Here is a 24,277-nt window from a genome sequence, read left to right on the forward strand (position 1 = left end):
CCGCGGACCTTCGGCCGCGCCGCCAGCGCCCACCGCGGACCTTCGGCCGCGCCGCCAGCGCCCAGCCCGACGAGGCCGCGAGCGACGCCCGCACCCGCGCGCGGCAGGCCAAGACGCTGGACGAACTCGAAAAGATCCTGGGCGCCTTCGATGCCTGCCCGTTGCGCTTCACCGCCAAGAACCTCGTGTTCGGCGACGGCAACCCGGAGGCGCGGGTGATGTTTCTCGGGGAGGCGCCGGGCGCCGACGAGGACCGGATCGGCAAGCCGTTCATGGGCCGCTCGGGCCAGCTCCTCGACAAGATGATGGCGGCGATCGGGCTCGACCGGACGAGCGCCTATATCGGCAACATCGTGCCCTGGCGGCCCCCGGGCAACCGCAACCCGACCCCCCAGGAGGTGGCGGTGTGCCGCCCCTTCGTGGAGCGCCAGATCGAGCTGGTCGATCCCGACATCCTCGTCTGCCTGGGCGCGCCCGCGACCCAGACGCTGACCGGCACCAAGGACGGCATCCTTCGCACCCGCGGCCGGCTGTTCCCCTACAAGTTGCCGAACCGCGAGGTGAAGCTGCTGGCCACGCTCCATCCGGCCTTCCTGCTGCGCCAGCCGGTGCAGAAGCGTCTGGCCTGGCGGGATTTCCGCGCCCTGCGCGCCCTCCTCGACGGGACAGCTTGACCGCGGCGGCGGAACCGGGTCTCCCCTCCCGCCATTAGAGCTTCGTTCCCACCCCCGGTGCACCAGGGGCCGGACACAACGACGCACAGCAAACCGTGGGCTGCCCGAGGCGGCCGGCGCAGCATCGATGGCGGGACCCAACCATGCGCTGGGAAGATCTACGCAGCTCCGACAACGTCGAGGATCGCCGGGGCGAAGGCGGTGGCGGCGGCGGGATGGGCTTTCCCGGCGGCGGCGCCGGCGGGCTCGGCATCGGCACCATCGTGGTGCTGCTGATCATCAGCTACTTCACGGGCATCAACCCGGCGATCCTGATCGGCGGCGCCGAGCGGATCGGCGGCGGCCACAGCCAGCAGGAGCAGCCGGCCGACCCGCAGACCCAGGCGAAGCGGCGCCAAGCCCCCACCGACGAGAGCGGGAAGTTCGCCTCGAAGATCCTCGGCAACACCGAGGATGTGTGGAGCCAGATCCTGCCGCAGCAGACCGGCAAGCAGTACACCCCGACGACGCTGGTGCTCTACACCGGTGGCACCCGCTCGGGTTGCGGCTCGGCCCAGGCCGCGATGGGGCCGTTCTACTGCCCCCTCGACAAGAAGGTCTATCTCGACACGGGCTTCTTCAAGGAGATGGCCTCGAAGTTCGGCGTGAAGGGTGACTTCGCCTACGCCTACGTCATCGCCCACGAGGTCGGCCACCACGTCCAGGACGTGCTGGGCATCCTCGGCAAGGTCCAAACCCGCCAGCAGCAGGCCTCGAGCAAGACCGAGGCGAACGCCCTGTCGGTGCGGATCGAGCTGATGGCCGACTGCCTCGCCGGCGTCTGGGCCAAGAACTCCAACGACAAGTACGCCGAACTGGAACAGGGCGACATCGACGAGGCTCTGAACGCCGCCGCCCAGATCGGCGACGACGCCCTCCAGCAGCGCTCGAAGGGCTACGTGGTGCCGGATTCCTTCACCCACGGCTCGTCGGCCCAGCGCCAGCGCTGGTTCACCGCCGGCTACAAGAGCGGCCAGACCAAGGCCTGCGACACCTTCCGGACGGCCGACAACTGAGGGCCGACGGGCGGGGGACTCATCCCGTCCTGACACGCGCCTCTCCCTCCGCCCCAGAGGGGCGAGGGAGAGGCCGCCGCCCGCTCACCCCCGGCTCAGGCGCCGCGCGTTGGCCTGAACCTTCCGGCGATAGCTGCGGATCACCTTTCCGTTCGAGGCGCCGGCGGCCAGCATCAGGGCCGCCTCGCTCGCCGCCATGATCTTCTCGGTCACCATGAGCTGCGCCTCGACCTGTGCGGCCGGACCCCCGAAGGCGAACATCGCCATCCGCTGGGCGATCACCCCCTGGGCCTCCAGTCCGAGCATGGCCATGTCCAGGCTCGTCGTCCACCAACCGCAAAGCATCGTCGTCCTCAAAGGTGTCCGCCACGGCCAAGCCCGGCACCATAAGCCGGAGCGGCCGCCGGTGCCGCAGGCAAACGACGTAGCTCGCAGAATGGGGCCGAAAAGCCGCGCGGCCCCCGGCGACGGCCACGATTGCGTGGCGCGCAGGCCTCGCCCCCGCCCGGCCCGTCTTTGCGCCGTCTCGATCCATGCCGTAAGCGCCCCCGGGAGACCCTTTCCCGGACACCGCACCCCCTCTCCATGATACGCCTCGACAAGATCACCAAGCAGAACGGGCGTCAGCTCGTCTTCATCGAGGCCTCGGCCGCGCTCCAGCGGGGCGAGAAGGTCGGGCTCGTCGGCCCGAACGGGGCCGGCAAGACCACCCTGTTCCGGATGATCATCGGTCAGGAGCAGCCGGACGAGGGACAGGTCGCGGCCGACCGGGGCATCACGATCGGCTACTTCAGCCAGGATGTCGGCGAGATGTCCGGGCGCAGCGTCGTCACCGAGGTGATGGACGGCGCCGGCCCGGTGAGCACCGTGGCGGCCGAACTCGCGGACCTCGGCGCGGCGCTCGCCGATCCGGACCGGGCCGACGAGATGGACGCCCTGATCGAGCGCTACGGCGAGGTCCAGGCGCGCTTCGAGGAACTCGACGGCTACGCCCTGGAGGGCCGCGCCCGCGAGGTGCTCGACGGCCTCAGCTTCAGCCAGGAGATGATGGACGGGGATGTCGGCGCCCTCTCGGGGGGCTGGAAGATGCGCGTGGCGCTGGCCCGCATCCTGCTGATGCGCCCGGACGTGATGCTCCTCGACGAACCGTCCAACCACCTCGACCTGGAGAGCCTGATCTGGCTCGAATCGTTCCTGAAGGCCTATGACGGCGCCCTGCTGATGACCTCGCACGACCGCGAGTTCATGAACCGCATCGTCACCAAGGTGGTCGAGATCGACGGCGGCGCGCTCACCACCTATTCGGGCGACTACGCCTTCTACGAGGGGCAGCGGGCGCTCAACGAGGCGCAGGCCCAGGCGCAGTTCGAGCGCCAGCAGGCGATGCTCGCCAAGGAGATCGCCTTCATCGAGCGCTTCAAGGCCCGGGCCTCCCACGCCGCCCAGGTGCAGAGCCGGGTGAAGAAGCTCGACAAGATCGAGCGCGTCGAGCCGCCCCGGCGGCGGCAATCCGTGGCCTTCGAATTCCAGCCGGCGCCGCGCTCGGGCGACGACGTCGTGATGCTGAAAGGGGTGCACAAGCGCTACGGCAGCCGCACGATCTACGAGGGGCTCGACTTCGGGGTGCGGCGCCGGGAGCGCTGGTGCGTCATGGGCATCAACGGGGCCGGGAAGTCGACCCTCCTGAAGCTGGTTACCGGCACCACCGCGCCCGACGACGGCTCGGTCACCCTCGGCGGCAGCGTCAAGCTCGGCTATTTCGCCCAGCACGCCATGGAKCTGCTCGAMGGSGASMGCACSGTSTTCCAGACSCTGGARGACRMCTTCCCGCAGGCCGGCCAGGSGYCGCTYCGGGCGCTYGCCGGCTGCTTCGGCTTCTCGGGCGACGACGTCGAGAAGCGCTGCCGGGTGCTCTCGGGGGGCGAGAAGGCCCGGCTGGTCATGGCGCTGATGCTCTACGATCCGCCGAACTTCCTGGTGCTCGACGAGCCGACCAACCACCTCGACATGGGCACCAAGGAGATGCTGATCACGGCGCTTGCCCATTACGAGGGCACGATGCTGTTCGTGTCCCACGACCGGCATTTCCTGGCCGCGCTCTCGAACCGGGTGCTCGAAGTCACGCCGGACGGCATCCACCAGTATGGTGGCGGCTACACCGAGTACGTGGCCCGAACCGGGCAGGAGGCGCCGGGCCTGCGGAGCTGAGGGGCCCCGCGCCGCTCCGTCATCGCGAGTGCAGCGAAGCGACCCAGGGCAGCGCGACCGCGGTCGGCGGGGCGCCGGCTGGGTTGCTTCACTGCGCTCGCAAGGACGGTGGAGGGTTTCGACCGGACGCCCTGCGACCGACGCGCCGCTATCCCGCCGGGGCCGGCCGCGCTAGGCTTCACCGAAAGCGGCCCGGGTGAGATGCCGTGCGACGCCTGCTGAAGTTCCTCCACACGATGGGGTCCGCCGGGTTGCTGGGGGCGATGGCGTCCCTGGTCGTCATGGTGAGCCTCGCGCCCGCACCGGCTGCCCTCGCGGGTTACGCGGCGATGCGCGGCGCGATGGGCGCGGTCGCCACATGGATCTTCCTGCCGGCGCTGGCCGTGACCTTGATGTCCGGCCTGCTGGCCATGGCACTCAACCGGGCCTTCCTCATGGCCGGTTGGGCCTGGGTGAAGCTCGCCACCGGCGTCCTCATGTTCGAGGGCGGTTTGGTCTATGTGCAGGGACCGATGAAGCAGGAGGCCGAGCAGAGCGCCCGGGCGCTCGCCGGTCTCGTCGACTCGGCCACGCTGGCGGTGGCACTTCCGGGCGAGCGCGGCACCCTCTGGGTGCTGCTGGCCGTCGCGACCGCCAATGTGGCGCTGGGCATCTGGCGACCGCGGATCCTGCGCATCCCCGCATAGGCCAGCGCCCTGCAAATTGCCGGCTATTCAATTATTTTCCGATGCAGAATCCACTGAATAGGCGGTCGAGCACATCCTCGACGCCGACATGGCCGCCGACCGCGCCAAGGGCGCGCACCGCGAGGCGCAGATCCTCGGCGGCGAGTTCCGGCAGGCCACCCGCGCCTATGAGAAGCCGGTCGAGATGGGCGACGCAGGCCTCGAGCGCCGCCCTGTGACGGGCTCGGGTGATCAGCGCATCGCCGGTGCCGAGGCCGGTCTCCGCCGCGGCCTGTACGGCGTCGAGCAACGTGCTCAGGCCCGCCCCGGTCCGCGCAGAAACGGCGATCGCGGCGTCGGACAGGGGTAGTGATGAGCCGGCAAAAAGATCGGCTTTGGTGTGGACGGTTAGAACCGGAATGCTCACCGACCCCAGATCGGGGGCCGGCGCCCCGGGAGGAACCAGGGCGAGGACGAGGTCGGCGCCGTCGATCCGCGCCCGCGTCCGGGCGATCCCCGCGGCCTCAATCGGCTCCAGGGTGTCACGCAGACCAGCCGTATCCACCAGGAGGACCGGCAAACCGCCGAGGTCGAGCCGGACCTCGATGGCGTCGCGGGTTGTGCCGGGGGTGTCCGACACGAGAGCCACGTCGCGCCGGCTCAGGGCATTCAGCAGGGTCGATTTTCCGGCATTGGGAGCACCGGCCAGCACCACCGTGAATCCCTCGCGCAGGCGCTCGCCGCGGTGCCCGTCGCGGAGCGCCGCCGCGATTGCATTCCGCAGGATCTCGGCGCGCTCGAACATCGCGGCATCGAGCCCGGCATCGTCCACGTCGCCCTCATCGGAGAAATCCAGCGCGGCCTCCGCGGCGGCCAGGCAATCGATCGCCTCCGCGCGCCAGGCGGCCACCTGGCGGCTGAGGGCGCCATCGAGCTGGCGCAGGGCCTGCCGCCGCTGGCCCTCGGTCTCGGCATCGATCAGATCCGCGACGGCCTCGGCCTCGGCGAGGTCCATCCGGCCGTTGAGGACGGCCCTGCGGGTGAAGGCACCGGGCTCGGCCGCCCGGCATCCGGGGATCTGCCCGAGGGCCGCGAGCACGCCCATGCGCACGGCCGTCCCGCCATGCAGGTGCAGCTCACCCATATCCTCGCCGCTATACGTGTCGGGTCCCGGGAACCACGCGACCAGCGCACGGTCGAGCTCGGTCCCGTCGGTCGGATCCTTCAGGGTCCGCAGGGACAGCCGCCGGGGTGCCGGCAGGCGTCCGCCCAGCGTGACGAGGACGTCGCGCGCCGCGGGGCCGCTGATGCGGATCACCGCCACGGCGGCCCGCCCGAAGCCGCTGGCAGGCGCGAAGAGCGTTTCAGTCTGCATCATGGTCCGACGGGGGCACCAAGGGACGGCGTTTCACGTGAAACAAGGGTGGACGGCCCTATACCATTGCGGCGTCACGGCGCCTCCCGCAGGGATGCAGCGCCGCGCCACCGAACCGGGCCGCCGCCATGATCGCCAGAACCCGCCGCTCCGTCAGCCTCGGCCTGTTCGCCGCGCCCTTCGTGTCGCCCCTGCGGGCGGCCGAGGCGGATCCGGACTGGGCCGTCATCGAGCGGCGCCTTGACGGACGCCTCGGCCTCTCCGCCGACATGGCGGGGCGCGTCTTCGCGAGCTACCGGGCGGCGGAGCGCTTTCCGATGTGCAGCACCTTCAAGGTGCTGGCCGTGGCCGCGGTCCTGGCGCGGGTCGATGGCGGTGCCGAGACCCTGAACCGGATCGTGACCTACGAGGCCGGCGACCTCCTGAGCTACGCGCCGGTGAGCCGGTCGGCCCTGGAGGCGGGGGGCGGGACCGGGCGGATGTCCGTCTCGGATCTCTGTGCGGCCACCCTCGTGTGGAGCGACAACACCGCCGCCAACCTGCTCCTGGCGAGCCTCGGTGGACCGGAGGGGCTGACCGCATGGCTGCGCGGTACCGGCGACGGCGTGACCCGCCTCGACCGGACGGAGCCGACTCTCAACACGGCACTCCCTGGTGATCTTAGGGACACCACCACGCCCGAGGCGATGCGTGCGACCCTCGGCCGGATCCTCCTCGGCACCGACCTGTCGCCGTCATCGCGCAACCGGCTGGAAGCCTGGATGATCGCCTGCGAGACCGGCCGCAAGCGCCTGCGTGCGGGGCTGCCGTCCGATTGGACCGCGGGCGACAAGACTGGTAGCGGCGACAACGGGACGATCAACGACGTGGCGATCCTGCGGCCGCCGGGACGTGCGCCGGTCGTGGTCTCGGTGAACCTGACCGGATCGACGGCCTCGGCGGACATCGTCGCGGCGGCCTATGCGGAGATAGGCCGGCGCATCGCCGCTCTGGCGAGTGCCGCCTGAGACCCGGACGCCCATGAAGACGCCCGCCAAAACGCGTTCCAAGACGACCCGCGCGACCCAGGCCCTCGACAAGGCCGGAATCCGCCACAGCGTTGATGTCTACGATTACGATCCGGACGCGCCGCGCATCGGCCTCCAGGCCGCGGAGGCGCTGGGGGTCGCCCCCGGCCGCGTGCTGAAGACCCTGATGGCGGCCGTGGACGGACGGACGGTCTGCCTGCTCGTGGCCTCCGATAGGGAAGTGTCGATGAAGCGGGTCGCGGCCGCGTTCTCGGGCAAGGCGGCGGCCATGCTGAAGCCCGCCGACGCCGAGCGGCTGACCGGCTACCATGTCGGCGGCATCAGCCCCCTGGGGCAGAAGCGGTCCGTGCCGACGGCGATCGATGCCGGGTCCCTCACGGAGCCCGGCGCCGAGATTCACGTCAACGGCGGCGGCCGGGGATTGCAGATCCGCCTGATCGAGGGTGATCTCGTCGCCGTCCTGAAGGCCCTCGTCGTGTCGCTCACGTGAGCGTGCGGTAATCATCCATTTACCCTGCCGGCCCACGGTGACGGCTTTCGGCAGGGACGGGTTAGGCATGCGGGGCACGGGGCGCGGGGCGATGGCGGCGCTCGGATCCGTCCTGCTGCTCGCGGGATCCCCGCGCGCCGCGGATCTTGACATCCGCGGCCCCGCCGAAACGGGGTTGGGCGCCAGTCCGCGCTTCTTCCCGCGCAGCGACGGGCTCGATCGTCGCCCGGTCTACGCGGTGCGGTCCCGTCCCGTGCCGGTGGGCTGCACGCCCCGACGGGCGCCAGTGCCCACCAACGCACCGGATGATCCGAGCTATGTCGGCTCCGAGTACGGCCTGTCGCATCCGAGCTATTACGGCTTCACGCCCCCCCTCGGCGTGGACGATCCCTTCGGCCGCTCCCTCCTGCCGTATTGTCCCTGAGTGGAACAGCCCGGCTCCGGGCGGGGCGCCCCCCGCGCGCGGGCACGCGCCGCCGCCCTACGCGGACGGGAGCCCGGGGCCGCCTCCCCCGCGGCATGCACCCGGCTGCTTCTTCGTCCAGGATGGTTGCGGACAGCCGGATTCCACCGGTCCGCATCATGCTCTAGACCGGCGACGCCCGTCTCCCGGAACTCGTCCCGTGCCAGATCCGACACTCCAGCCCTTCAGTGACCTTGCCGCCCTGCGCGGGTGTGTGGCCGCCTGGCGCGCGGCGGGCGAGCGCATCGTCCTGGTCCCGACCATGGGGGCTCTGCACGAAGGCCACCTCGCCCTGGTGGCCGAAGCGCGGCGGATCGGCCGCCGGACGGTGGCGAGCATCTTCGTCAACCCGACCCAGTTCGGCCCCAACGAGGATTTCTCCCGCTATCCCCGAGACCTGGAGGCCGACCTGGCCCTGCTCGACAAGGCCGGTGCGGACGCCGCCTGGACGCCCGGCGCGGCGACCATGTACCCGCCGGGCTTCGCCACCCGGATCGAGGTGGCGGGGCTGACCGAAGGGCTGTGCGGCCCGTTCCGGCCGGGCCATTTCGCCGGGGTCGCCACGGTGGTGACCAAGCTCCTCAATCAGGTCCGGCCGGACGTCGCGCTGTTCGGGGAGAAGGATTTCCAGCAGCTCCGGGTGATCCAGCAGGCGGTGGCGGACCTCGACCTCGCGGTGGAGATCCGCGGGGTGCCGACCGTCCGGGAGCCCGACGGCCTCGCGCTGTCGTCGCGCAACCGCTACCTCACCGCCGCGGAGCGCGCCGTCGCCCCGAAGCTCCAGGCCGTCCTCGCCGAGATCGCCGCCGCCTCCCGCAACGGCACGCCCGTGGCGGGCCGGATCGCGGCCGGCCGAGCGGCACTGGAAGCGGCCGGGTTCCGGGTTCAGTATCTCGCCATCTGCAATGCGCGGACCCTGGCGCCGGTCGAGCGGGTGGACGGACCGGCTCGCGTGATCGCCGCCGCGTATCTCGGCCGGACCCGGCTGATCGACAATCTCGCCGTGTAGGAGACCGCAGCCCTGCCACCCGTCCCCGCGGCGCGGTTCTCGGCCTGCAGGACGGCATCCGGCCAGGGCGCGCGGGCTGGTCCTGGATCGTCGTGGGCGCGGGACAGGATTTCACCGTGATCGCCGGCGTCCGTGGCCGGCGAGTCACGGCTCCCGCGGTTCTCAGATTTCGGTGCCAGGATGATTGGCGCCGCCGGGCCGATCTGCTCTCTGCTGACGCAGTGATCGCGACGCGCCCCGCTCCGGCCTTCCTGGCCGTGTCCCTCGCCCTGGCGGCGCCCGCCGCGGCCGGGGAGGACGCGTTCGAGGGCATGGCCGGCCCCTTGGCCGGCCCCTCCGGCGAGCGCCTGCGCGTCGATGCCAAGGGGCTCACCCTCACCGTCCCGGAGCCCGACGTGGCGCTCCAGATCGGCGGCCGGCTGCACCTCGACGGCGGCGCGGCCGGTTTCAGCCGGCCGGGCCTGCCCGAGGCCTTCCCCGACACCGTCGCGGTGCGCCGGGCCTGGATCGAACCGACGCTCACCATCGGCCGGGACTGGGTGATCGCCTTCCAGTACGATTTCGCCGACCCGATGCTGCCGATCAACGACGCGTTCGTCGCCTGGAAGGGGGTGCCGGGCACGATCCTGACGCTCGGCAACATGAAGGAGCCGTTCAGCCTGGAATGGCTGCAGAGCAACAACGACACCCTGTTCGTCGAGCGCTCGGTGGCCAATGCCCTCGTGCCGGAGCGCCGCTTCGGTTTCGCGGCCGGGCATCACGGGCAGGCCTGGACCGCGGTGGCCGGCGTGTTCGGCAACGCCGCCAGCAGCGGCATCGACGGGGACGGCGTCGCGGTGGCGGCCCGCGCCACCGTCGCGCCGATCATGACCGCGGACGAGACCCTGCATCTCGGGCTCGCCGGGGTCGCCCGCAGCCGGTCGCGGTCCGACGGCGCCTTCAGCTTCTCGAGCCCGGCGGGGGCGTCCCTGTTCGAGCGTCCTCTGGTGGATACCGGCGATCTCCCGGATGCGGCCAGCGTGTCGCGGCTCGGCGTCGAGCTGGCCTATCGCCGCGGCCCGTTCCTGATGCAGGCGGAGTACATCCGTGCCGCGCTGCAGCCGTTCGGCGACCCCGGCCAGCCCACCGCCAGTCTCGACTTCCAGGGCGGCTACGTCGAGGCGGCGATGGTGCTGAACGGCGCGGGCCGCGCCTACGCGCTGACGCCTCAGGGCGGCACCACCTACGCGACCTTCAAGGGGGTGACGGTCCCGGAGGCGCAGCGGGTCACGCGGGGCGGGATCGGCGTGTTCGAACTGGCCGCGCGCTACAGCGCCATCGATCTGAACGCCCGCGGTTTCCGCGGGGGCGCCGAGCAGGACGTGACCCTCGGCCTGAGCTGGTATCCCGAACCGAATCTCAGGCTGACCGGGAACGTCATCCACGGGCGGGTGCGACCGGGGGACGCCCAGTCCGAGCGCCTCGGCGCCGCCCCGTTCACGGTCGACACGGTCGTGGCGCGCCTGCAGATCGCGTGGTGAGGCGCGTGGCCGGGCGCGTCGCCCGGTCGGCCGCGCGGTCCTCACACCGCCCTGCGCAGGACCGACCGGAACGGGCGCCGCTCGGGTTCCGGCTCGGGCGGCGTGGGACCTTCGGGGGGCGAAGCCGCCAGGACCTCCGCGCGCACCGGCCGCGGCGCCGCGAAGGCCGTTCCCTGCGCGAACGGGACGTCGAGGTCGATCAGGTCCGGAACGTCGGCCTCGTCGGCGACGCCCGTGGCGACGAGGCGGATTCCAGCCCGGGCCAGGGCCGGTGCGGTATCCTCGACGGCGATGTCCGACAGGTTGCCTCGGGCCAAGCCCGGCCGCAGCAGCATCTCGGCCGGGACCTTGACCTGACCGATTCCGAGGGCGGCGAGTTCGGCCGCGTCGAAGCGCAGGTCATCGGGGCGGTCGAGGCTGAACCCGATCCGCCCCTGCAGGGGCGCGAGCAGGCCGCGCTGGCCCGCATCGAGACGGCGCCAGCTCTCCTGCGGCAGGGCGAGGGTCAACCCCGCCAGGGCCGGGTCGTCGGCGGCGGTGCGCGCCAGCTCGCGCAGGAGTCCGGGCTCGAACAGCGACAGCGGCGACAGGCCGTAGGTCAGCAGGGTCTCGCTGCCGCGCCGGGCGAGGTGGCGGGCCACGATGGTGGCACGCTGGAGCATGCGACGGTCGAGTTCGGTGGTGCGGCCGTAGCGCTCCAGAACCGGCAGGAAGGCGTCGGGCTCGGCCGGCGGAGCGCCGGGGCCGCCGATGCGCAGCCGGGCCAGCGCCTCGTAGGCCACGACCTTGCGCTGGGGCAGGGTGACGACCGGCTGGAGGTGGATCTCCAGGCCGTCCCCTTCGAAGGCCCGGATGATCTCGGCCTCGTCCTKGACGGCCGCCACCGGCCGCGGCGGGATCGGTCGCGGGGGGATGGGCCGTGCCGGCCCGGCCGGCGCAACCGGAGCGGCGCGCCGGTCCGTCGCGTCCGGCGGGGCCGCGGGCGGAACCTGCTCGGCGATGGTGGGCGGCCCCTGGGGGCGGAGCGGTGACGCCGCGGCAATCGGTTCCGCGGCGGGCGCCGGCCCGGCCTGGATCCGTGGCGCTTGGGCCGCCTGGATCTCGGGCCGGGCCTCGAGGCCCGCGATCGCGGCGTCCTGCGTGCTCACCACCGTGGTGAGGTCGCGGACGATGCCGCTGAGAAGCCCGAACTCGACGGTGAGCTCCTCGATCTGTGCCCACAGCGTCGCTTCGGCGGATTCGGGGCGCGGCTGCGCGGCGGCGGCCGTCGTCTCGACCTTGAGCAGGCGCCGGGACAGCAGATCGACCTCGCCCGACAGCTTCTCGCAGCGCGCCTTCAAGGCGGCGATCCGGGTGAGGGCGAGACCGCCGGCCACAGCGGCCACGACGCCGAGCGCCAGGGCACTCCAAAGCGGCAGGAACACCGCGAGCGGCCCGAACACGACGAGCCCGAGAAGGCCGACCGTCAACAGCCCCGCGTACCGGCCGAGGACCGGGACCATCGTCTGAACACCTGCCGGGAACGCGCGCCGGTCGCCGGGGGACATCCCGGGCGAACCCCGCCGGGCGCGAACCGAATCGCAGGATCATTGGCCGCGCGCACCCGGCCCGGCAAGGCTCAGGGACGGCGATGGCGCGCCACAGGCTGTTAATTCCGTGCGGTGTGACGCCGGCGCCCGCTGGAACGTTGCGGAATCATCACGTCGCGTCCGATTGCGGGGCGCTCCGGGGAGGGTTGTGCGGCTTGCGAATGCGGAGCGGATGAAAAGGGGCCATAAAGCGTTGCCATGACCTCCGTTCCCCAGCGTAACCCACGCTTCCGCGCCGTTCTCGGCGCCGGCGCGCTCCTCGCAGCCTTCGGCACGACGCCGACGCGGGCCGCGGATCTCGGCGCCGATCTTCCGCGGACCACGCCGACCTTCGCGCTGATCGATCCCAATACCTGGATCGTCACCGTGAGCGGCTCGATCCAGGCCGTGCCGCGCTATCCGGGCGCCAGCGACTACACCGCCGTCGGCTATCCCTCGATCGACATCCGCCGGGTGGGCGAGCCGCGCCGGTTCTCGACACCGGACGACGGCTTCAGCCTGTCCCTGTTCGACACCGGCACCTTCCGGATCGGGCCGACCGCGCGCTTCGTGCCCGGGCGCTATTACGGGGACGACCGGCGCCACCTGTTCGGCTTCCGCGATGCACGCTTCGCGGTGGAGCCCGGCGTGTTCGCGGAGTTCTATCCGGTCTCCTTCATCCGGACCCGCGTCGAAGTCCGCCAGGGCATCTACGGCCATCACGGCACGGTCGGCTCGCTGGCGGCCGACTACCTGATCCCGGCGGAGAAGTTCCTGTTCTCCATCGGGCCGCGCTTCAACTTCGGCGATGCCAGCTACGCCCGGAAATATTTCGGCGTCTCCCCGATCGAGGCGGCCCTGAACGGGCGGGTCACCCCCTACGATCCGCGCAGCTTCTACTCGGCGGGAGTGCTCGGCGGCGTGACCTACACGCAGAGCGAGACTTGGTCCTACACGGCCTTTGCCGGCTACACCCGGATCCTGGGCGCCTCCGGCGACAGCCCCCTGGTGCGCCGCCCGTTCGGCAACCCCAATCAGTATCAGTTCGGCCTGCGCATCGATTACGCCTTCCGCATGCCGGCGCTGTTCTGAGTCGGGCGCACGGCTTGCGCGGCCGGCTCCGCCTCCCGACATTCGGGGTACACGGTTGGAAGAGGCCCGGATGGACGAGACGCGGGCCGACCTGCTGATACGGGTCGAGGGCATGACCTGCGACGGCTGCGCCGCCGCGGTGACCGGCTTGGTGAAGCGGATCGATCCCGGGGCCCATGTCGCCGTCGACCGGGCGGCTGCACGGGTCGCCATCCGCACCGACGTGCAGGCGCTCACCATCGCGGACGCCCTCACCAAGGCCGGCTACACGGCCACGGCCATGACCGGCTGAGACCCATTCCGCGGCCGCCCGCGCGGGCTCAGACGCCGTCACGGCGATCCGACGCCTGAGCCCGCGGTCCTTGTCGCAGCATCCACGTTTCCAAGCGTCGCGGACACTTGCGTCTGGATCGATGCCCTAGGAGCGGGTCAGGAACATCCCGGTCAGCAGCAGGGCGAAGCCCGCTAGGCCGAACAGGCCTTCCTTGCGATGGGTGCTGTCGAGAAAATGGGCCGCGGCCCCGGCCGCGCAGCAGACGGCACCGAGGCCGATCGTCAGCGACGACATTGCGATCTCTCCTCATCGCGCGTCGCTCGGCGACGCGGCGAAACACGCCCTCTCGTGGGCCTGCCGGACGGCGTTGTCCGTTCAGGATTCCGTCACGGCGCAAGATTTGCACGGTCCGGCGCGACTGACAAGTGAGGCTTGCCAAGTCTTCCGTCATCCTTCAAGAATTCAACTTGAGTGAACAATATAACTCGGCGTAAATATCGCTAATAATACTGTATTCATGTGGGCTGTGCCGTTCGGCATCGCCACGTCGGGAATGTCGGGGCTGCCGGAAGGCGGACAGCGCGCGTTGACCGTCCTGCCCGGACCCGCTTAGACCGTCCGCAGAACCGCGGTCTCCGGCGCCGTGCACCGCCGGCAGGCCGGGTGCGTGGCGCCCTTCGCCCGCGTGAGATCCCGCCAGAGGCTGCGCGTCCCCCGATGCTTACCCCCTCCTCCGCCCGGTTCGACGTCGCGGTCGTGGGCGGCGGCCATGCCGGCGTCGAGGCCGCCGCCGCCGCTGCCCGCTGCGGCGCGCGCACGGTTCTGGTCACGCACGATCCGGGGACGATCGGGGCCATGTCGTGCAATCCCGCGATCGGCGGGCTCGGCAAGGGCCATCTCGTGCGCGAGGTCGATGCCCTCGACGGCCTGATGGGCCGGGTGGCGGACGCGGCCGGGATCCAGTTCCGCCTGCTTAACCGCCGCAAGGGTCCGGCGGTGCGCGGCCCCCGGACCCAGGCCGACCGCAAGCTCTACGCGGCCGCCATGCAGGCCGCGGTGGCCGAGACCGAGGGGCTGACGGTGGTCGCGGGCGCCTGCGAGGATCTGGCTTTCGATCCGGAGGGCCGCCTCCACGGCGTGGTCCTGGCGGATGGCCACACCCTCGCCTGCGCCGCGGTGGTGTTCACCACCGGAACCTTCCTGCGCGGGCTGATTCACATCGGCGAGCGGCAGATCCCGGCGGGTCGCGTCGGCGAAGCGCCGGCGATCGGGCTGGCCCGGACCCTCGACCGCCTCGGCCTGCGCCTCGGACGCCTGAAGACCGGCACGCCCCCGCGCCTCGACGGGCGAACCATCGACTGGTCCGGCCTGGAGATGCAGGAGGCCGACGCCGAGCCGGTGCCGTTCTCCACCCTGACCGAGCGGATCACCACGCCGCAGATCCGCTGCGGCATCACTCGGACGAGCCGGGCCGTCCACGACCTGATCCGCGCCAACCTGCACCGCTCGCCGATGTATTCCGGCGGGATCGCCAGCCGGGGGCCGCGCTACTGCCCGTCGATCGAGGACAAGGTCGTGCGCTTCGGCGACCGGGAGGGCCACCAGATCTTCCTGGAGCCCGAAGGACTCGACGATCCGACGGTCTACCCGAACGGCATCTCCACGGCACTGCCGGAAGAGGTGCAGCGCGACCTGGTCCGCCTGATCCCGGGGCTGGAGCGGGCCGCGATCCTCCGTCCCGGCTACGCCATCGAGTACGATTACGTCGATCCCCGGGAACTCGATGTCGGCCTGCAGGTGAAGCGCCTGCCGGGCCTGTTCCTGGCCGGCCAGATCAATGGCACCACGGGCTACGAGGAGGCGGCCGGCCAGGGGCTGGTGGCCGGGCTCAATGCCGCCCGTCACGCGGGCGGCCTCGAGATCGCAGGCTTCGACCGGGCGGAGTCGTATCTCGGCGTGATGATCGACGACCTCGTGACCCAGGGGGTCAGCGAGCCCTACCGGATGTTCACCTCGCGCTCGGAATACCGGCTATCCCTGCGGGTCGACAACGCCGACGCCCGCCTGACGCCGCGGGGGATCGCGCTGGGCTGTGTCGGGGGACGTCGGGCCGCCCATTTCGCGGCCGGGCGGGCCGCCCTCGACGCGACCCGCGCCCGCCTCGACTCCGTGAGTCTGACGCCGAGCCAGGCAGCGATCCACGGCATCACCCTGAACCGCGACGGCATCCGCCGTTCGGGCTTCCAGCTGCTCGCCTATCCGGAGATCGCCTGGGCCGACCTGGCGGCGGTCTGGCCTGACCTCGCCGAGGTCGCCCCGCGGATCGCCGACCGGATGAAGACCGACGCCACCTACGCGGTCTATCTCGACCGTCAGGACGCCGACATCGCGGCCTTCCGTCGGGACGAGGCGGTCCGCCTGCCTCCGGGCCTGGATTACGCGGCCATTTCGGGACTCTCCAACGAGATGCGGGTGAAGCTCGAGACCGTACGGCCCGGAACCCTGGGACAGGCGGCACGCATCGAGGGCGTGACGCCGGCGGCCCTCACGCTCCTGGCAGCCCATGCGCGGCGCGGTGCGCGCTCGCTACCGGCCGTGGTGGATCAGCTCTCGGCATGATCGAACCGGACCGCGCCCGCATCCTCGCGGCCTCCCGTGTTTCACGTGAAACAGCCGAGCGGCTCGATCTCTACGTGGCGCAGTTGCGGCGCTGGCAACCGATCAAGAACCTCGTCGGCCCGGCGACGCTGGCGGAAGTCTGGAGCCGCCACATCGAGGACGCGCTGCAACTCCTCGATCTGGCACCGGAGGCCCGCACATGGCTGGATCTCGGCTCCGGGGCGGGCATCCCGGGCCTGATCCTCGCCATCGCCGGCCAGGAGCGCGGCATCCGCGTGGACCTCGTGGAGAGCAACGCGCGCAAATGCGCGTTCCTCATCGAGACCGCCCGGCTCACGGGAGCGCCGGCCCGGGTGCGCAACGCCCGGATCGAGGCGGTGATCGGCGACTACGCCGGGACCGACGTGGTCTGCGCCCGCGCCCTCGCGCCGATGGTGCAGCTCCTCGCCTGGACCGAGCCTCTGTTGAAAACGGGCACCACCGGGCTGTTTCCGAAGGGCCGGGACGTACAAGCCGAATTGACCCAGGCCAGCGCGCAGTGGACAGTCGTTAACGACCTCGTGCCGAGCCGGACCGATTCCGATGCCCGGATCGTGCGCGTCACTGCCCTCGCCGCCCCGAGCCACCGATGAGCGAAGCGATCCTCGGCGATCCCGCCGACCGGTCCATGGATTCATCCATGCGCCGCCCTCTGCGCGTTCTGGCGCTCGCCAACCAGAAGGGCGGCGTCGGCAAGACCACCACGGCGATCAATCTCGGCACCGCCCTGGCGGCGATCGGCGAGGACGTGCTGGTGATCGATCTCGATCCGCAGGGCAACGCCTCCACGGGTCTGGGCATCGATCGCGCCAAGCGCAAGGTCTCGACCTACGAGGTCATGGCCGGCGAGGCCTCCCTGGCGCAGGCGGTCGTTCCCACCGCGGTGCCGCGGCTGTCCCTGGCGCCCTCGACCATGGATCTCCTCGGTCTCGAGCTGGAACTCGCCACCCTGCCCGACCGGGCGCACCGGCTGCGCAGCGTCCTGAAGAGCCTGACCCAGGCGCCGAGCCTGAGCCGGATCAGCTACGTGCTGATCGACTGCCCGCCCTCGCTCAACCTGCTGACCATCAACGCGCTGGCGGCCGCCGACGCGGTGCTGGTGCCGCTGCAATGCGAGTTCTTCGCCCTGGAGGGTCTCAGCCAGCTGCTGCGCACCGTCGAGCAGGTCCGCGGCGCCCTGAACCCGAAGCTCACGATCCAGGGCATCGTGCTGACGATGTTCGACCCGCGCAACAACCTCTCGGCCCAGGTCGTGGCGGATGTGCGCGGGTTCATGGGCGACAAGGTCTACGAGACCGTGATCCCCCGCAACGTCCGCATCTCCGAGGCGCCCTCGCACGGCAAGCCGGCGCTGCTGTACGACCTGAAATGCGCCGGCAGCCAAGCCTACCTGCGCCTCGCCTCGGAGGTGATCCAGCGCGAGGGCCGGGTTCCGGCCGCGGCCTGATTGATTTGAGCCCCCTCCGGTTCGAAGAGGGGGGATGTGGAGCGTGACACGGGTGGCGATCATGGCGGAGGAGGGGGCGAAGCCTCGACTGGGGCGCGGGCTCGCGGCGCTGATCGGTGACTTCAACGAGGCGGGCCGTGGCTCGGCCAAGGCCGAGGAGCAGCGCAGGGTTCAGATCGAGTTCCTGCGTGCCAACCCGCGCAACCCGCGCCGGAGTTTCGCCGAGACGGAGCTGTCGGAACTCGCGGTTTCCATCGGCCAGCGGGGCATCATCCAGCCAATCGTCGTGCGGCCGATCAGCGACGTGCCCGGCACCTTCGAGATCGTGGCCGGCGAGCGGCGCTGGCGTGCGGCCCAGCGCGCCGGCCTCGACGAGGTGCCGGTGGTGGTGGTCGAGATCGACGACCGGGGTTCCCTGGAATTCGCGATCCTGGAGAACGTCCAGCGCACCGACCTCAACGCCATCGAGGAGGCGTCCGGCTACGAGCGCCTGATGAAGGATTTCTCGTACACGCAGAAGGAGCTGGCCGAAATCCTCGGCAAGAGCCGCAGCCACCTGGCCAACACGCTCCGGCTGCTCAACCTGCCGCTCTCCGTGCAGGAGCGGGTCTCCGCCGGCGAGCTGACCGCTGGCCATGCCCGGGCGCTGCTGGCCGTGCGCGATCCCGAGGCGCTGGCGCGCCGCGTCGTGGCCGAGGGCCTGTCGGTCCGGGATGTCGAGGCCATCGCCTCCGCGGAGGCCGCACCCACGGAAGCGCCCCGCCCCGGCCGTCCACGCCTGTCCGCCGAGCGGCCTGCCCCGGTGCGCGACCTGGAGCTGCGGATGCACCGGGCGCTCGGCGTCCCGGTCTCCTACAAGCCCAAGGACGCCGATTCGGGTGAGATCCGCATCCGCTACGAGACGAAGGACGAGCTGCAGGCCCTGCTCGACCGCTTCCAAGTCTCGAATGGCTGATTAAGTCCAGGCTGGCGCCGCGCACGGTCGGCGTGCTGTTCCGAAGGCCGGCGCAACGCCGTCCGCGCGATCTTGGCTGGTCCGGGCAGAGTAGTGCACGGGGGTCGCCGTCCTGGGCCGCGGCACGGCGGCGCGGCTGCTGATCGTCGGCGCGGGCGGCAGCGGCACCGAGATCCTGACCGCGGCGGCCCTCGAGCCAGGCTGCACTTCACAGCGGTCGATCCGTCCGACGCCATGATGGATCGCTCGGTCGCGCGGCTGGCGCAGGACGGACTCCGCGACCGAACCGAGATCGTCCGTGGGACGGTGGATGCCCTCCCCCGTGACGTAGCCTACGACGCTGCGGCCCTGATCGGCGTGCTGCAGCATCTGCCGGGCGAAGCGGACCAGCGGGCGATCGCTGCAATCCATCGCCGTGCGCCTGAAGCCGGGTGAGCCCCTGATGCTCGCCGGAAACCAAGATGCATATGCGAGCCAGCCCTGTTGATGGCGGCCGTCGCAACCCTGCTGGACGCGGTCGGCTTCGGGCCTCCGACCCGCTTCTTCTCCAGCCTGTTCTGGGGGGCCGTGGCTCGCGCGCCGCCAGTCCGGGGGCGCTGACGGCGCCTGAAACGGGGCGCTATCGTCGCCGCCGCGCGCCGGCCTCCGCGACCCGCAGCAGGGCCGCGGAGGCCAGGGCGTGGGCCAGATCGGGTTCGGCCCGCCGGCAGGCGAGAACCGCCTCCTGCAGGGCCGCCACGGCCTGTCGGAGCGTGCCGGGCGGCCAGGCGCCGAGCTGGCCCTCAAGGCTGGCCTTGCGCTTGAAATGCAGCCCGCGCCACGTCGCCACCATCATGGCGGGGGTCTTGTCGGGATTGTCGAGGCGGGTGGTGAGCAGCGTCAGGGCGTGCCGCAGCGCCGACCCCAGCACCACGCCCGGGTCGAGGCCCTCGTGGCGGAAGCGCCGGTAGTCGCGCTCCACCGCGTCGCGGCGGCCGTCGAAGGCGGCGTCGATCAGGGTGCTGAGCACGCTCGCCGCGACGTCGCTGGTGACGGCCTCGACATGGTCGAGGGTCACGGTCTTGTCCCCGCCGCCCTCCCCCGCGGCGTAGAGAGCGAGCTTCTCGATCTCCATGAGGCTCGCCCGGCGGTCGCCGCCGAGGCTGCGGGCCAGGACCTCCCGGGCGGCGCGGTCGATGCGCAGGCCGCGGTCCTGGAGGGTGCGCTCGATCAGATCCGAGAGCGTCCGCTCGTCATCGGCGTAGCAGGGGATCGCCAGCGCCCGGGGCGAGCGCTCGCACAGGGTGCGCAGCGGGTTGTTCTTGGCGAGGTCGCCGCCCTCCACGACGATGCGGGCATCCGCCACCGTCGCGCCCAGCACGGCCTCGACGGCGGGGGCGTAGTTGCGCGTGCCCGGACGGACCCAGATCGACCGGCGGCCGCCGAACAGGCCCATCGTCCCGGCCTCGTCGCAGAGCCGGCCCGGATCGGCCGCCAGGGCGTCGCCGTCGATCCGCACCAGGGCGAAGGGATCCGCCGGGTCGGGGACGAAATCCTCGGCGAGCTTGCGGGCGCGCTCGGTCACCAGACCGGTATCCGGTCCGTAGACGAGGATCACGGGGATGCGCGGATCGGGTCCGCGCCGGATCAGCCCCTCGATCTCGCCGGCCTTGACCGCGGTCACGCCGGGCTACGGCTTCGTCGACAGGACGGCGGCGAGGCGGCTCTTGATCTGATCGGAGAGCACGCTCGCCAGACGGATCTCGGCATCCCGCGCCGCCCGCTGGCTGGCGAAGCGCTGGACCGAGCGGTCGTAGGTCGCGGTCGAGGTGGCGACGCCCTCGGTGTAGATCTTGGCGCCGCTCATGTCCTCGAGGCTGTACTTGATGTTGGCCACCAGGGTGCCGGCCTCGGCGCGGCCCGTGGTCGAGGAGACGATCGGGGTCTGCACGATCTCGGAGCCCGACAGCTTCAGCCGGTAGCGCTTGGTCGCCGGCTGTCCCGAGCCGTCGAGGTCGAAGACCAGCTCGCTGCGCAGGTAATGGCCGAGGCGCTCCTGGCCCTGGGCCATCGCCACCTCGTCGACCTGGACGGAGGCGAGCAGCGCCTGGACCGTCTCACCCGAAGCCGTCGGCCCGTAGAGCGGCCGGAAGCAGGCCGAGAGGCTGAGCGCCAAGCCGGTCGCACAGGCGAGGCGGATCATCCGCCCCGCGATCGAAACTCCCGAACCCACCATCAGCCGTCGTTCCGCCCCCGCTTGCCGGATCGTTCTAGCGCGGACACGGCGTGCCGCGCCACGACGCTAGGATCCATGTGTTACGATTCCTCTGCTACGGTTCGTCTGCGGCGAGAGCGTGGTCGCCGGGTTTCGGAATGTGGCCCTCCGCCAGGACCGCGGACCCACGAAGCGTGCGAAAATCCTAGGCGATGGCCGCCAGGTAGGCCGAGACCGTGACGACCGCCAGAACCGTCGAGACCAGCACAACGGTGGCGGTCAGGTCTGCCTCGCGCCGGTAGAACTCTGCCAGCATGAACGGCCCGGTGCCGGTCGGCAGCGCGGCCATCAGCACAGCGGTGTGCAGGAGGAGGGGGGGCAGGTCGAACACGAAGCGGCCGAGCCCAAAGGCGAGCAGCGGGTGAAGGGCGAGCTTCAGGCCGACGAGAAGGCCTGTCTCCCACCCCTGGCGGCCCTGGGGACGGCGGCTCTGGGCCAGGAACAGGCCCAGGGCCACGAGGGCGCAGGGCGCCGCGGCCCCGCCCAGGAGCTTCAGGAACGTCTCCACGGCGTCCGGCTCGGTGAGGCCCATGCTCGGCACCAGGGCGCCCAGGGCCGGTGCCACGAGGAGCGGGTTGCGMAACAACGAGCCGCCGACCGCCTGCCAGACGGGGCGGCAGGGACCGCTCCCGCCCGACGGGACCGCTTCGCGCCGCAATGCGGTTTCGATCAGTACGATCGCCACCGCGAACACACCGCAGACCGTGAGGATTGCCGCCACCGTGGTGGGGGCCAGGGCCTCCGGTCCGAAGGCGACGAGCGCCAGGGGAAACCCCATGAACCCGGTATTGGCGTAGCCGGCGTTGAGGCCGTCCACGGCCGCGTCGGCCAGCGGCCGCCCTCCCCCGCGCCGGATCAGCACGGTGAGGGCGAAGACCGCGAGGCTGCTGAGGCCGAAGGCCCCGATGAAGCCGGGCTTCCAGATGGCGCTCCACTGGGCGTGGGCGGTCACGTCGAACAGGAGGGCCGGCAGGGCCAGGAAGACCACGAACCGGTTGAGTTCGGTGGTGGCGGCGGAGCCGAGCACGCCGATCCGCCGGGCCAGCCAGCCGGCGAAGATCAGGGCGAAGATCGGCAGCACGACCAGAAGGGTCGAGAGCATGGCGGGTCCGGATCGGAGGACGATGCTCCGGCCTTAGGACGGTTTCCGTACCGATCTCCAATGCCGGGGACGGGGGCCTGCCATGCCCGCACCCGCCCCGGTTGGGACTACCAGCGGTAGATCAGGCTGCCGATCAAAGTGGCGGGGGCGCCGCGGTAGCAGAAGCCGGCCTGGCAATTCGTGTAGTCGCGATCGAAGATGTTGAACGCGTTGATCTGGGCTCGGAAACCCTTGTACTTCGGGTCGAGCGCCGCGAAATCGTAGGCGACCAAGGCGTCGAACAGAGTCACGGTCGGATTGCGCACCGTGTTCTCGTCATCGGCGAAGCTGTTGGCATTGAAGCGGATGCCGCCGCCGATCGTCAGACCCCGCAACGCGGAGGAGGGCGGGAACAGGTAGGTCAGGAACGACGCGAAGGTGTCACCCGGGATACCCGAGAGCTGGTTCCCGTCGATTGCCGCCCCGGTGACGGCCGAGGTCTGCTTGACGAAGCGGAAGTCGAGATGGGTGTAAGCGAGCGTCAGGTTGGTCCCGGGCGCGAAGTTTGCCGTCGCTTCCATCTCGAAGCCGCGCGAATTGACCTCGCCGGTCGCTACTTGGTTGGCAAAATTCGTGGGATCCTGGCGCAGGATGCTCGTCTGAGTGATGTCGAAGCCCGCAATGCCGGCACTGATGTTCGTGCCTGGGATCAGGTACTTCACGCCCGCCTCGATCTGATCGCCGGTGGCGGGCCTGTAGGGGCGGCCAGTGACAGTGTTGACACCGACCTGCGGGGTGAAGGTCGTCGCGTAGCTCGCGTAGGGTACGAGGCCGGGCGCGAGTTCATAGTTCAGGCCGGCCCGATACGTGAAGGCGCTGTCGTTCTGGCTCTGCGGACCGGCGACCACGCCCCGCGTCATGCTGGCCGTGTCGGAGGCGACCCAGTCCTGGCGCCCGGTCAGCGTCAGGACGAATTTCCCCACCTTTGCCTGTTCCTGGAAATAGACCCCGACCTGGTCCTGCGCCTGCCGCGACGAGCGATCGACGGCGGGGCGCGCGATCGGCTGGCGGCCGTAGTTCAGGGTGAGCAGGTTGAGGTCGGGCGCCACGCCGAAACCGGCCACGCTCGAAAAGTCGTAGTGGTAGTAATCGATGCCGGCCAGCAGCGTGTGGGCGACCGGGCCGGTGCGGAGGTGGCCCTCGAGCTGCGTGTCGACCGCGAAGGAGGCCAGTGACTGCTTGAACAGCCCGGTGGACCGCTGCGCGCTGAGGCCCGTCACCGCGTCGACCTGCGTGTACGAGAAATTGGCGTCGACGCCGGAATAGCGGAAGTTCTGCCGCAGGATGAGGTCCGGCGAGAACCGGTGCTCGAAAGCGTAACCGATCCGGTGCTGATCCGTCCGATAGGTGTTGAGCGCACCGTCACCCGAGTAGATCCGCGACACGCGAAAACCCGGGAAGTTGTAGAAGCTCGCATTGCCCGGGACGTTCGATTCCTGGAACTCGGTCAGCAGCGTGAAGGTCGTGTCGGCGGTGGGGCGCCACGTGAAGGCGGGCGCGATCGTGAAACGGTCGTCCCGGACACCGGGGCCGGGCAGGAACGTATTGGATTGCCGGGCGACGCCGGTCAGCCGGTAGGCCATCGTGCCGTCCGATCCCTCCACCGGGCCGCCGACATCGAAATTGCCCTGGAAGCGGTCGAAGTTGCCGCCCTGGAACCAGACCTCGCCGAACTGAGCGAAAACGGGCCGCTTGCTGGTCACGTCGACGATGCCGCCGGGCGAGCCCAGGCCGTAGAGGCCGGAGGCCGGCCCACGCAGGATCGTCAGGGCCTCCGTTCCGTAAGGTTCGATCCGGGGAACCGCGAAGCCGACGCCGGTCTGGCGCAGGCCGTCGCGGAACACGCCGTCATAGGTCTCCGCGAAGCCGCGGATGTAGAACGCGTCGGCCCGCGGATCGAAGCCGAACACGTTGCTCGACACGCCGGGCGTGTAGGCCACGGCCTCGTTGAGGCTCTGCACGTTGCGGTCGTTGAGCTGCTCGCGGGTGACCACGGAGACCGATTGCGGGGTCTCGATCAGGGGCGTGTTGGTCTTGGTGGCGGCCGGGCTCACCCGCGCCACGTAGCCGGTGATGCCGGACGGTCCGCCGCCGCCGCCGCTGGTCGCCGCGCTGCCCCCATCACCGCCGCTGACATTGCCGCCGCCGCTGCCGAGACCCGTCGGAGCCGCGACGGCCGGCCGGGCGGCCTCCACGGAAATCTCGTTGAGCTGCACGGCGGCGCCCTGCGCCGCCGCGGCTTGGGGGACGATGACGGTGGTCAGGGCCGTGGTGGCGAGAAGCAGGCCGGACTGGGCGATACGGTATGACATTCGGAAACCCCGAAACGCGCCCTGACGCGGCGCTGGGGTTGCCGTACCACCGTTCACGGGGTCTTGATCAAGCCGAAAACGTGTTAGAA

Annotated in this window: 24 protein-coding genes; 16 read left to right on the forward strand and 8 right to left on the reverse strand. The window is 71.0% G+C overall.

Annotated elements, in window-relative coordinates; all coding sequences use genetic code 11:
* A partial coding sequence (locus AC1DXK_RS16615; RefSeq protein WP_477298374.1) for a uracil-DNA glycosylase occupies positions 1-674 on the forward strand: 674 nt, incomplete at its 5' end.
* A gap of 143 nt (positions 675-817) precedes the next feature.
* The gene (gene ypfJ / locus AC1DXK_RS16620; protein WP_477298376.1) at positions 818-1,729 is read left to right on the forward strand and encodes a KPN_02809 family neutral zinc metallopeptidase; all 912 of its coding nucleotides are present in this window, start codon (positions 818-820) and stop codon (positions 1,727-1,729) included.
* Between the two features lie 84 nt (positions 1,730-1,813).
* Here the strand turns inward: ypfJ and AC1DXK_RS16625 are convergent, their stop codons facing one another.
* Positions 1,814-2,074, reverse strand: coding sequence for a hypothetical protein (locus tag AC1DXK_RS16625; protein ID WP_457107831.1), 261 nt, complete (start codon positions 2,072-2,074; stop codon positions 1,814-1,816).
* 240 nt (positions 2,075-2,314) lie between these two features.
* On the opposite strand from AC1DXK_RS16625, the gene AC1DXK_RS16630 reads away from it, so the two are divergent.
* Complete coding sequence (locus AC1DXK_RS16630) at positions 2,315-3,937, forward strand: ABC-F family ATP-binding cassette domain-containing protein (protein WP_477298378.1); 1,623 nt, start codon at positions 2,315-2,317, stop codon at positions 3,935-3,937.
* A gap of 206 nt (positions 3,938-4,143) precedes the next feature.
* On the forward strand, positions 4,144-4,623 hold the full coding sequence (locus tag AC1DXK_RS16635; RefSeq protein WP_457107829.1) for a hypothetical protein: 480 nt from the start codon (positions 4,144-4,146) through the stop codon (positions 4,621-4,623).
* A gap of 31 nt (positions 4,624-4,654) precedes the next feature.
* On the opposite strand, the gene mnmE is transcribed toward AC1DXK_RS16635, so the two are convergent.
* The gene (mnmE, locus tag AC1DXK_RS16640) at positions 4,655-5,980 is read right to left on the reverse strand and encodes a tRNA uridine-5-carboxymethylaminomethyl(34) synthesis GTPase MnmE (RefSeq protein WP_457107828.1); all 1,326 of its coding nucleotides are present in this window, start codon (positions 5,978-5,980) and stop codon (positions 4,655-4,657) included.
* A gap of 125 nt (positions 5,981-6,105) precedes the next feature.
* Here mnmE and bla point away from each other — a divergent pair, with 125 nt between their 5' ends.
* The 5 genes from bla to AC1DXK_RS16665 all read left to right on the forward strand — a co-directional run bounded on the left by bla (position 6,106) and on the right by AC1DXK_RS16665 (position 10,487).
* The gene (bla, locus tag AC1DXK_RS16645; protein ID WP_457107827.1) at positions 6,106-6,984 is read left to right on the forward strand and encodes a class A beta-lactamase; all 879 of its coding nucleotides are present in this window, start codon (positions 6,106-6,108) and stop codon (positions 6,982-6,984) included.
* 13 nt (positions 6,985-6,997) lie between these two features.
* Positions 6,998-7,495 (forward strand): YbaK/EbsC family protein, encoded by a 498-nt coding sequence (locus AC1DXK_RS16650; protein ID WP_457107826.1) that lies wholly within the window; start codon positions 6,998-7,000, stop codon positions 7,493-7,495.
* 67 nt (positions 7,496-7,562) lie between these two features.
* Entirely contained in the window at positions 7,563-7,919 is a 357-nt protein-coding gene (locus tag AC1DXK_RS16655) for a hypothetical protein (protein ID WP_457107825.1), read from the forward strand.
* 199 nt (positions 7,920-8,118) lie between these two features.
* Positions 8,119-8,967, forward strand: a complete 849-nt coding sequence (gene panC, locus AC1DXK_RS16660; RefSeq protein WP_457107824.1) for a pantoate--beta-alanine ligase — start codon at positions 8,119-8,121, stop codon at positions 8,965-8,967.
* Positions 8,968-9,188: 221 nt separating this feature from the next.
* Positions 9,189-10,487, forward strand: a complete 1,299-nt coding sequence (locus AC1DXK_RS16665; RefSeq protein ID WP_457107823.1) for an OprO/OprP family phosphate-selective porin — start codon at positions 9,189-9,191, stop codon at positions 10,485-10,487.
* Positions 10,488-10,528: 41 nt separating this feature from the next.
* Here the strand turns inward: AC1DXK_RS16665 and AC1DXK_RS16670 are convergent, their stop codons facing one another.
* Positions 10,529-11,989, reverse strand: a complete 1,461-nt coding sequence (locus AC1DXK_RS16670) for an EAL domain-containing protein (RefSeq protein ID WP_477298382.1) — start codon at positions 11,987-11,989, stop codon at positions 10,529-10,531.
* A gap of 285 nt (positions 11,990-12,274) precedes the next feature.
* Here AC1DXK_RS16670 and AC1DXK_RS16675 point away from each other — a divergent pair, with 285 nt between their 5' ends.
* Both AC1DXK_RS16675 and AC1DXK_RS16680 read left to right on the forward strand, forming a co-directional pair.
* The gene (locus AC1DXK_RS16675) at positions 12,275-13,147 is read left to right on the forward strand and encodes a MipA/OmpV family protein (protein ID WP_457107821.1); all 873 of its coding nucleotides are present in this window, start codon (positions 12,275-12,277) and stop codon (positions 13,145-13,147) included.
* Between the two features lie 70 nt (positions 13,148-13,217).
* On the forward strand, positions 13,218-13,439 hold the full coding sequence (locus AC1DXK_RS16680; RefSeq protein ID WP_457107820.1) for a heavy-metal-associated domain-containing protein: 222 nt from the start codon (positions 13,218-13,220) through the stop codon (positions 13,437-13,439).
* A gap of 126 nt (positions 13,440-13,565) precedes the next feature.
* On the opposite strand, the gene AC1DXK_RS16685 is transcribed toward AC1DXK_RS16680, so the two are convergent.
* On the reverse strand, positions 13,566-13,715 hold the full coding sequence (locus AC1DXK_RS16685; RefSeq protein ID WP_457107819.1) for a hypothetical protein: 150 nt from the start codon (positions 13,713-13,715) through the stop codon (positions 13,566-13,568).
* Between the two features lie 423 nt (positions 13,716-14,138).
* On the opposite strand from AC1DXK_RS16685, the gene mnmG reads away from it, so the two are divergent.
* The 5 genes from mnmG (at position 14,139) to AC1DXK_RS16710 (ending at position 18,916) form a co-directional block, all read left to right on the forward strand.
* Positions 14,139-16,040 (forward strand): tRNA uridine-5-carboxymethylaminomethyl(34) synthesis enzyme MnmG, encoded by a 1,902-nt coding sequence (mnmG, locus tag AC1DXK_RS16690; protein WP_457107818.1) that lies wholly within the window; start codon positions 14,139-14,141, stop codon positions 16,038-16,040.
* On the forward strand, positions 16,037-16,672 hold the full coding sequence (gene rsmG, locus AC1DXK_RS16695; protein WP_457107817.1) for a 16S rRNA (guanine(527)-N(7))-methyltransferase RsmG: 636 nt from the start codon (positions 16,037-16,039) through the stop codon (positions 16,670-16,672). The genes mnmG and rsmG overlap by 4 nt, the downstream gene beginning before the upstream one ends.
* Complete coding sequence (locus tag AC1DXK_RS16700; protein WP_457107816.1) at positions 16,669-17,526, forward strand: ParA family protein; 858 nt, start codon at positions 16,669-16,671, stop codon at positions 17,524-17,526. The genes rsmG and AC1DXK_RS16700 overlap by 4 nt, the downstream gene beginning before the upstream one ends.
* 61 nt (positions 17,527-17,587) lie before the next feature.
* Complete coding sequence (locus AC1DXK_RS16705; RefSeq protein WP_457107835.1) at positions 17,588-18,481, forward strand: ParB/RepB/Spo0J family partition protein; 894 nt, start codon at positions 17,588-17,590, stop codon at positions 18,479-18,481.
* Between the two features lie 234 nt (positions 18,482-18,715).
* A complete protein-coding gene (locus tag AC1DXK_RS16710; protein ID WP_457107815.1) occupies positions 18,716-18,916 on the forward strand; it encodes a class I SAM-dependent methyltransferase in 201 nt (66 codons plus the stop codon).
* 184 nt (positions 18,917-19,100) lie between these two features.
* Here AC1DXK_RS16710 and holA read toward each other — a convergent pair whose 3' ends face one another.
* The 4 genes from holA to AC1DXK_RS16730 form a co-directional block, all read right to left on the reverse strand.
* Positions 19,101-20,144: a DNA polymerase III subunit delta gene (holA, locus tag AC1DXK_RS16715; RefSeq protein WP_457107814.1), complete on the reverse strand. Its 1,044-nt coding sequence runs from the start codon at positions 20,142-20,144 to the stop codon at positions 19,101-19,103.
* Positions 20,145-20,150: 6 nt separating this feature from the next.
* Positions 20,151-20,696 carry an LPS assembly lipoprotein LptE gene (locus AC1DXK_RS16720; RefSeq protein WP_457107813.1) on the reverse strand — a complete coding sequence of 182 codons (546 nt, stop codon included), beginning with the start codon at positions 20,694-20,696 and terminating at the stop codon, positions 20,151-20,153.
* A gap of 184 nt (positions 20,697-20,880) precedes the next feature.
* Entirely contained in the window at positions 20,881-21,837 is a 957-nt protein-coding gene (locus AC1DXK_RS16725; protein ID WP_477298386.1) for an AEC family transporter, read from the reverse strand.
* A gap of 107 nt (positions 21,838-21,944) precedes the next feature.
* A complete protein-coding gene (locus AC1DXK_RS16730; RefSeq protein WP_457107811.1) occupies positions 21,945-24,188 on the reverse strand; it encodes a TonB-dependent siderophore receptor in 2,244 nt (747 codons plus the stop codon).
* Positions 24,189-24,277: the final 89 nt, after the last annotated feature.

It is taken from the genome of Methylobacterium sp. P3_A11 (genome assembly GCF_056403155.1).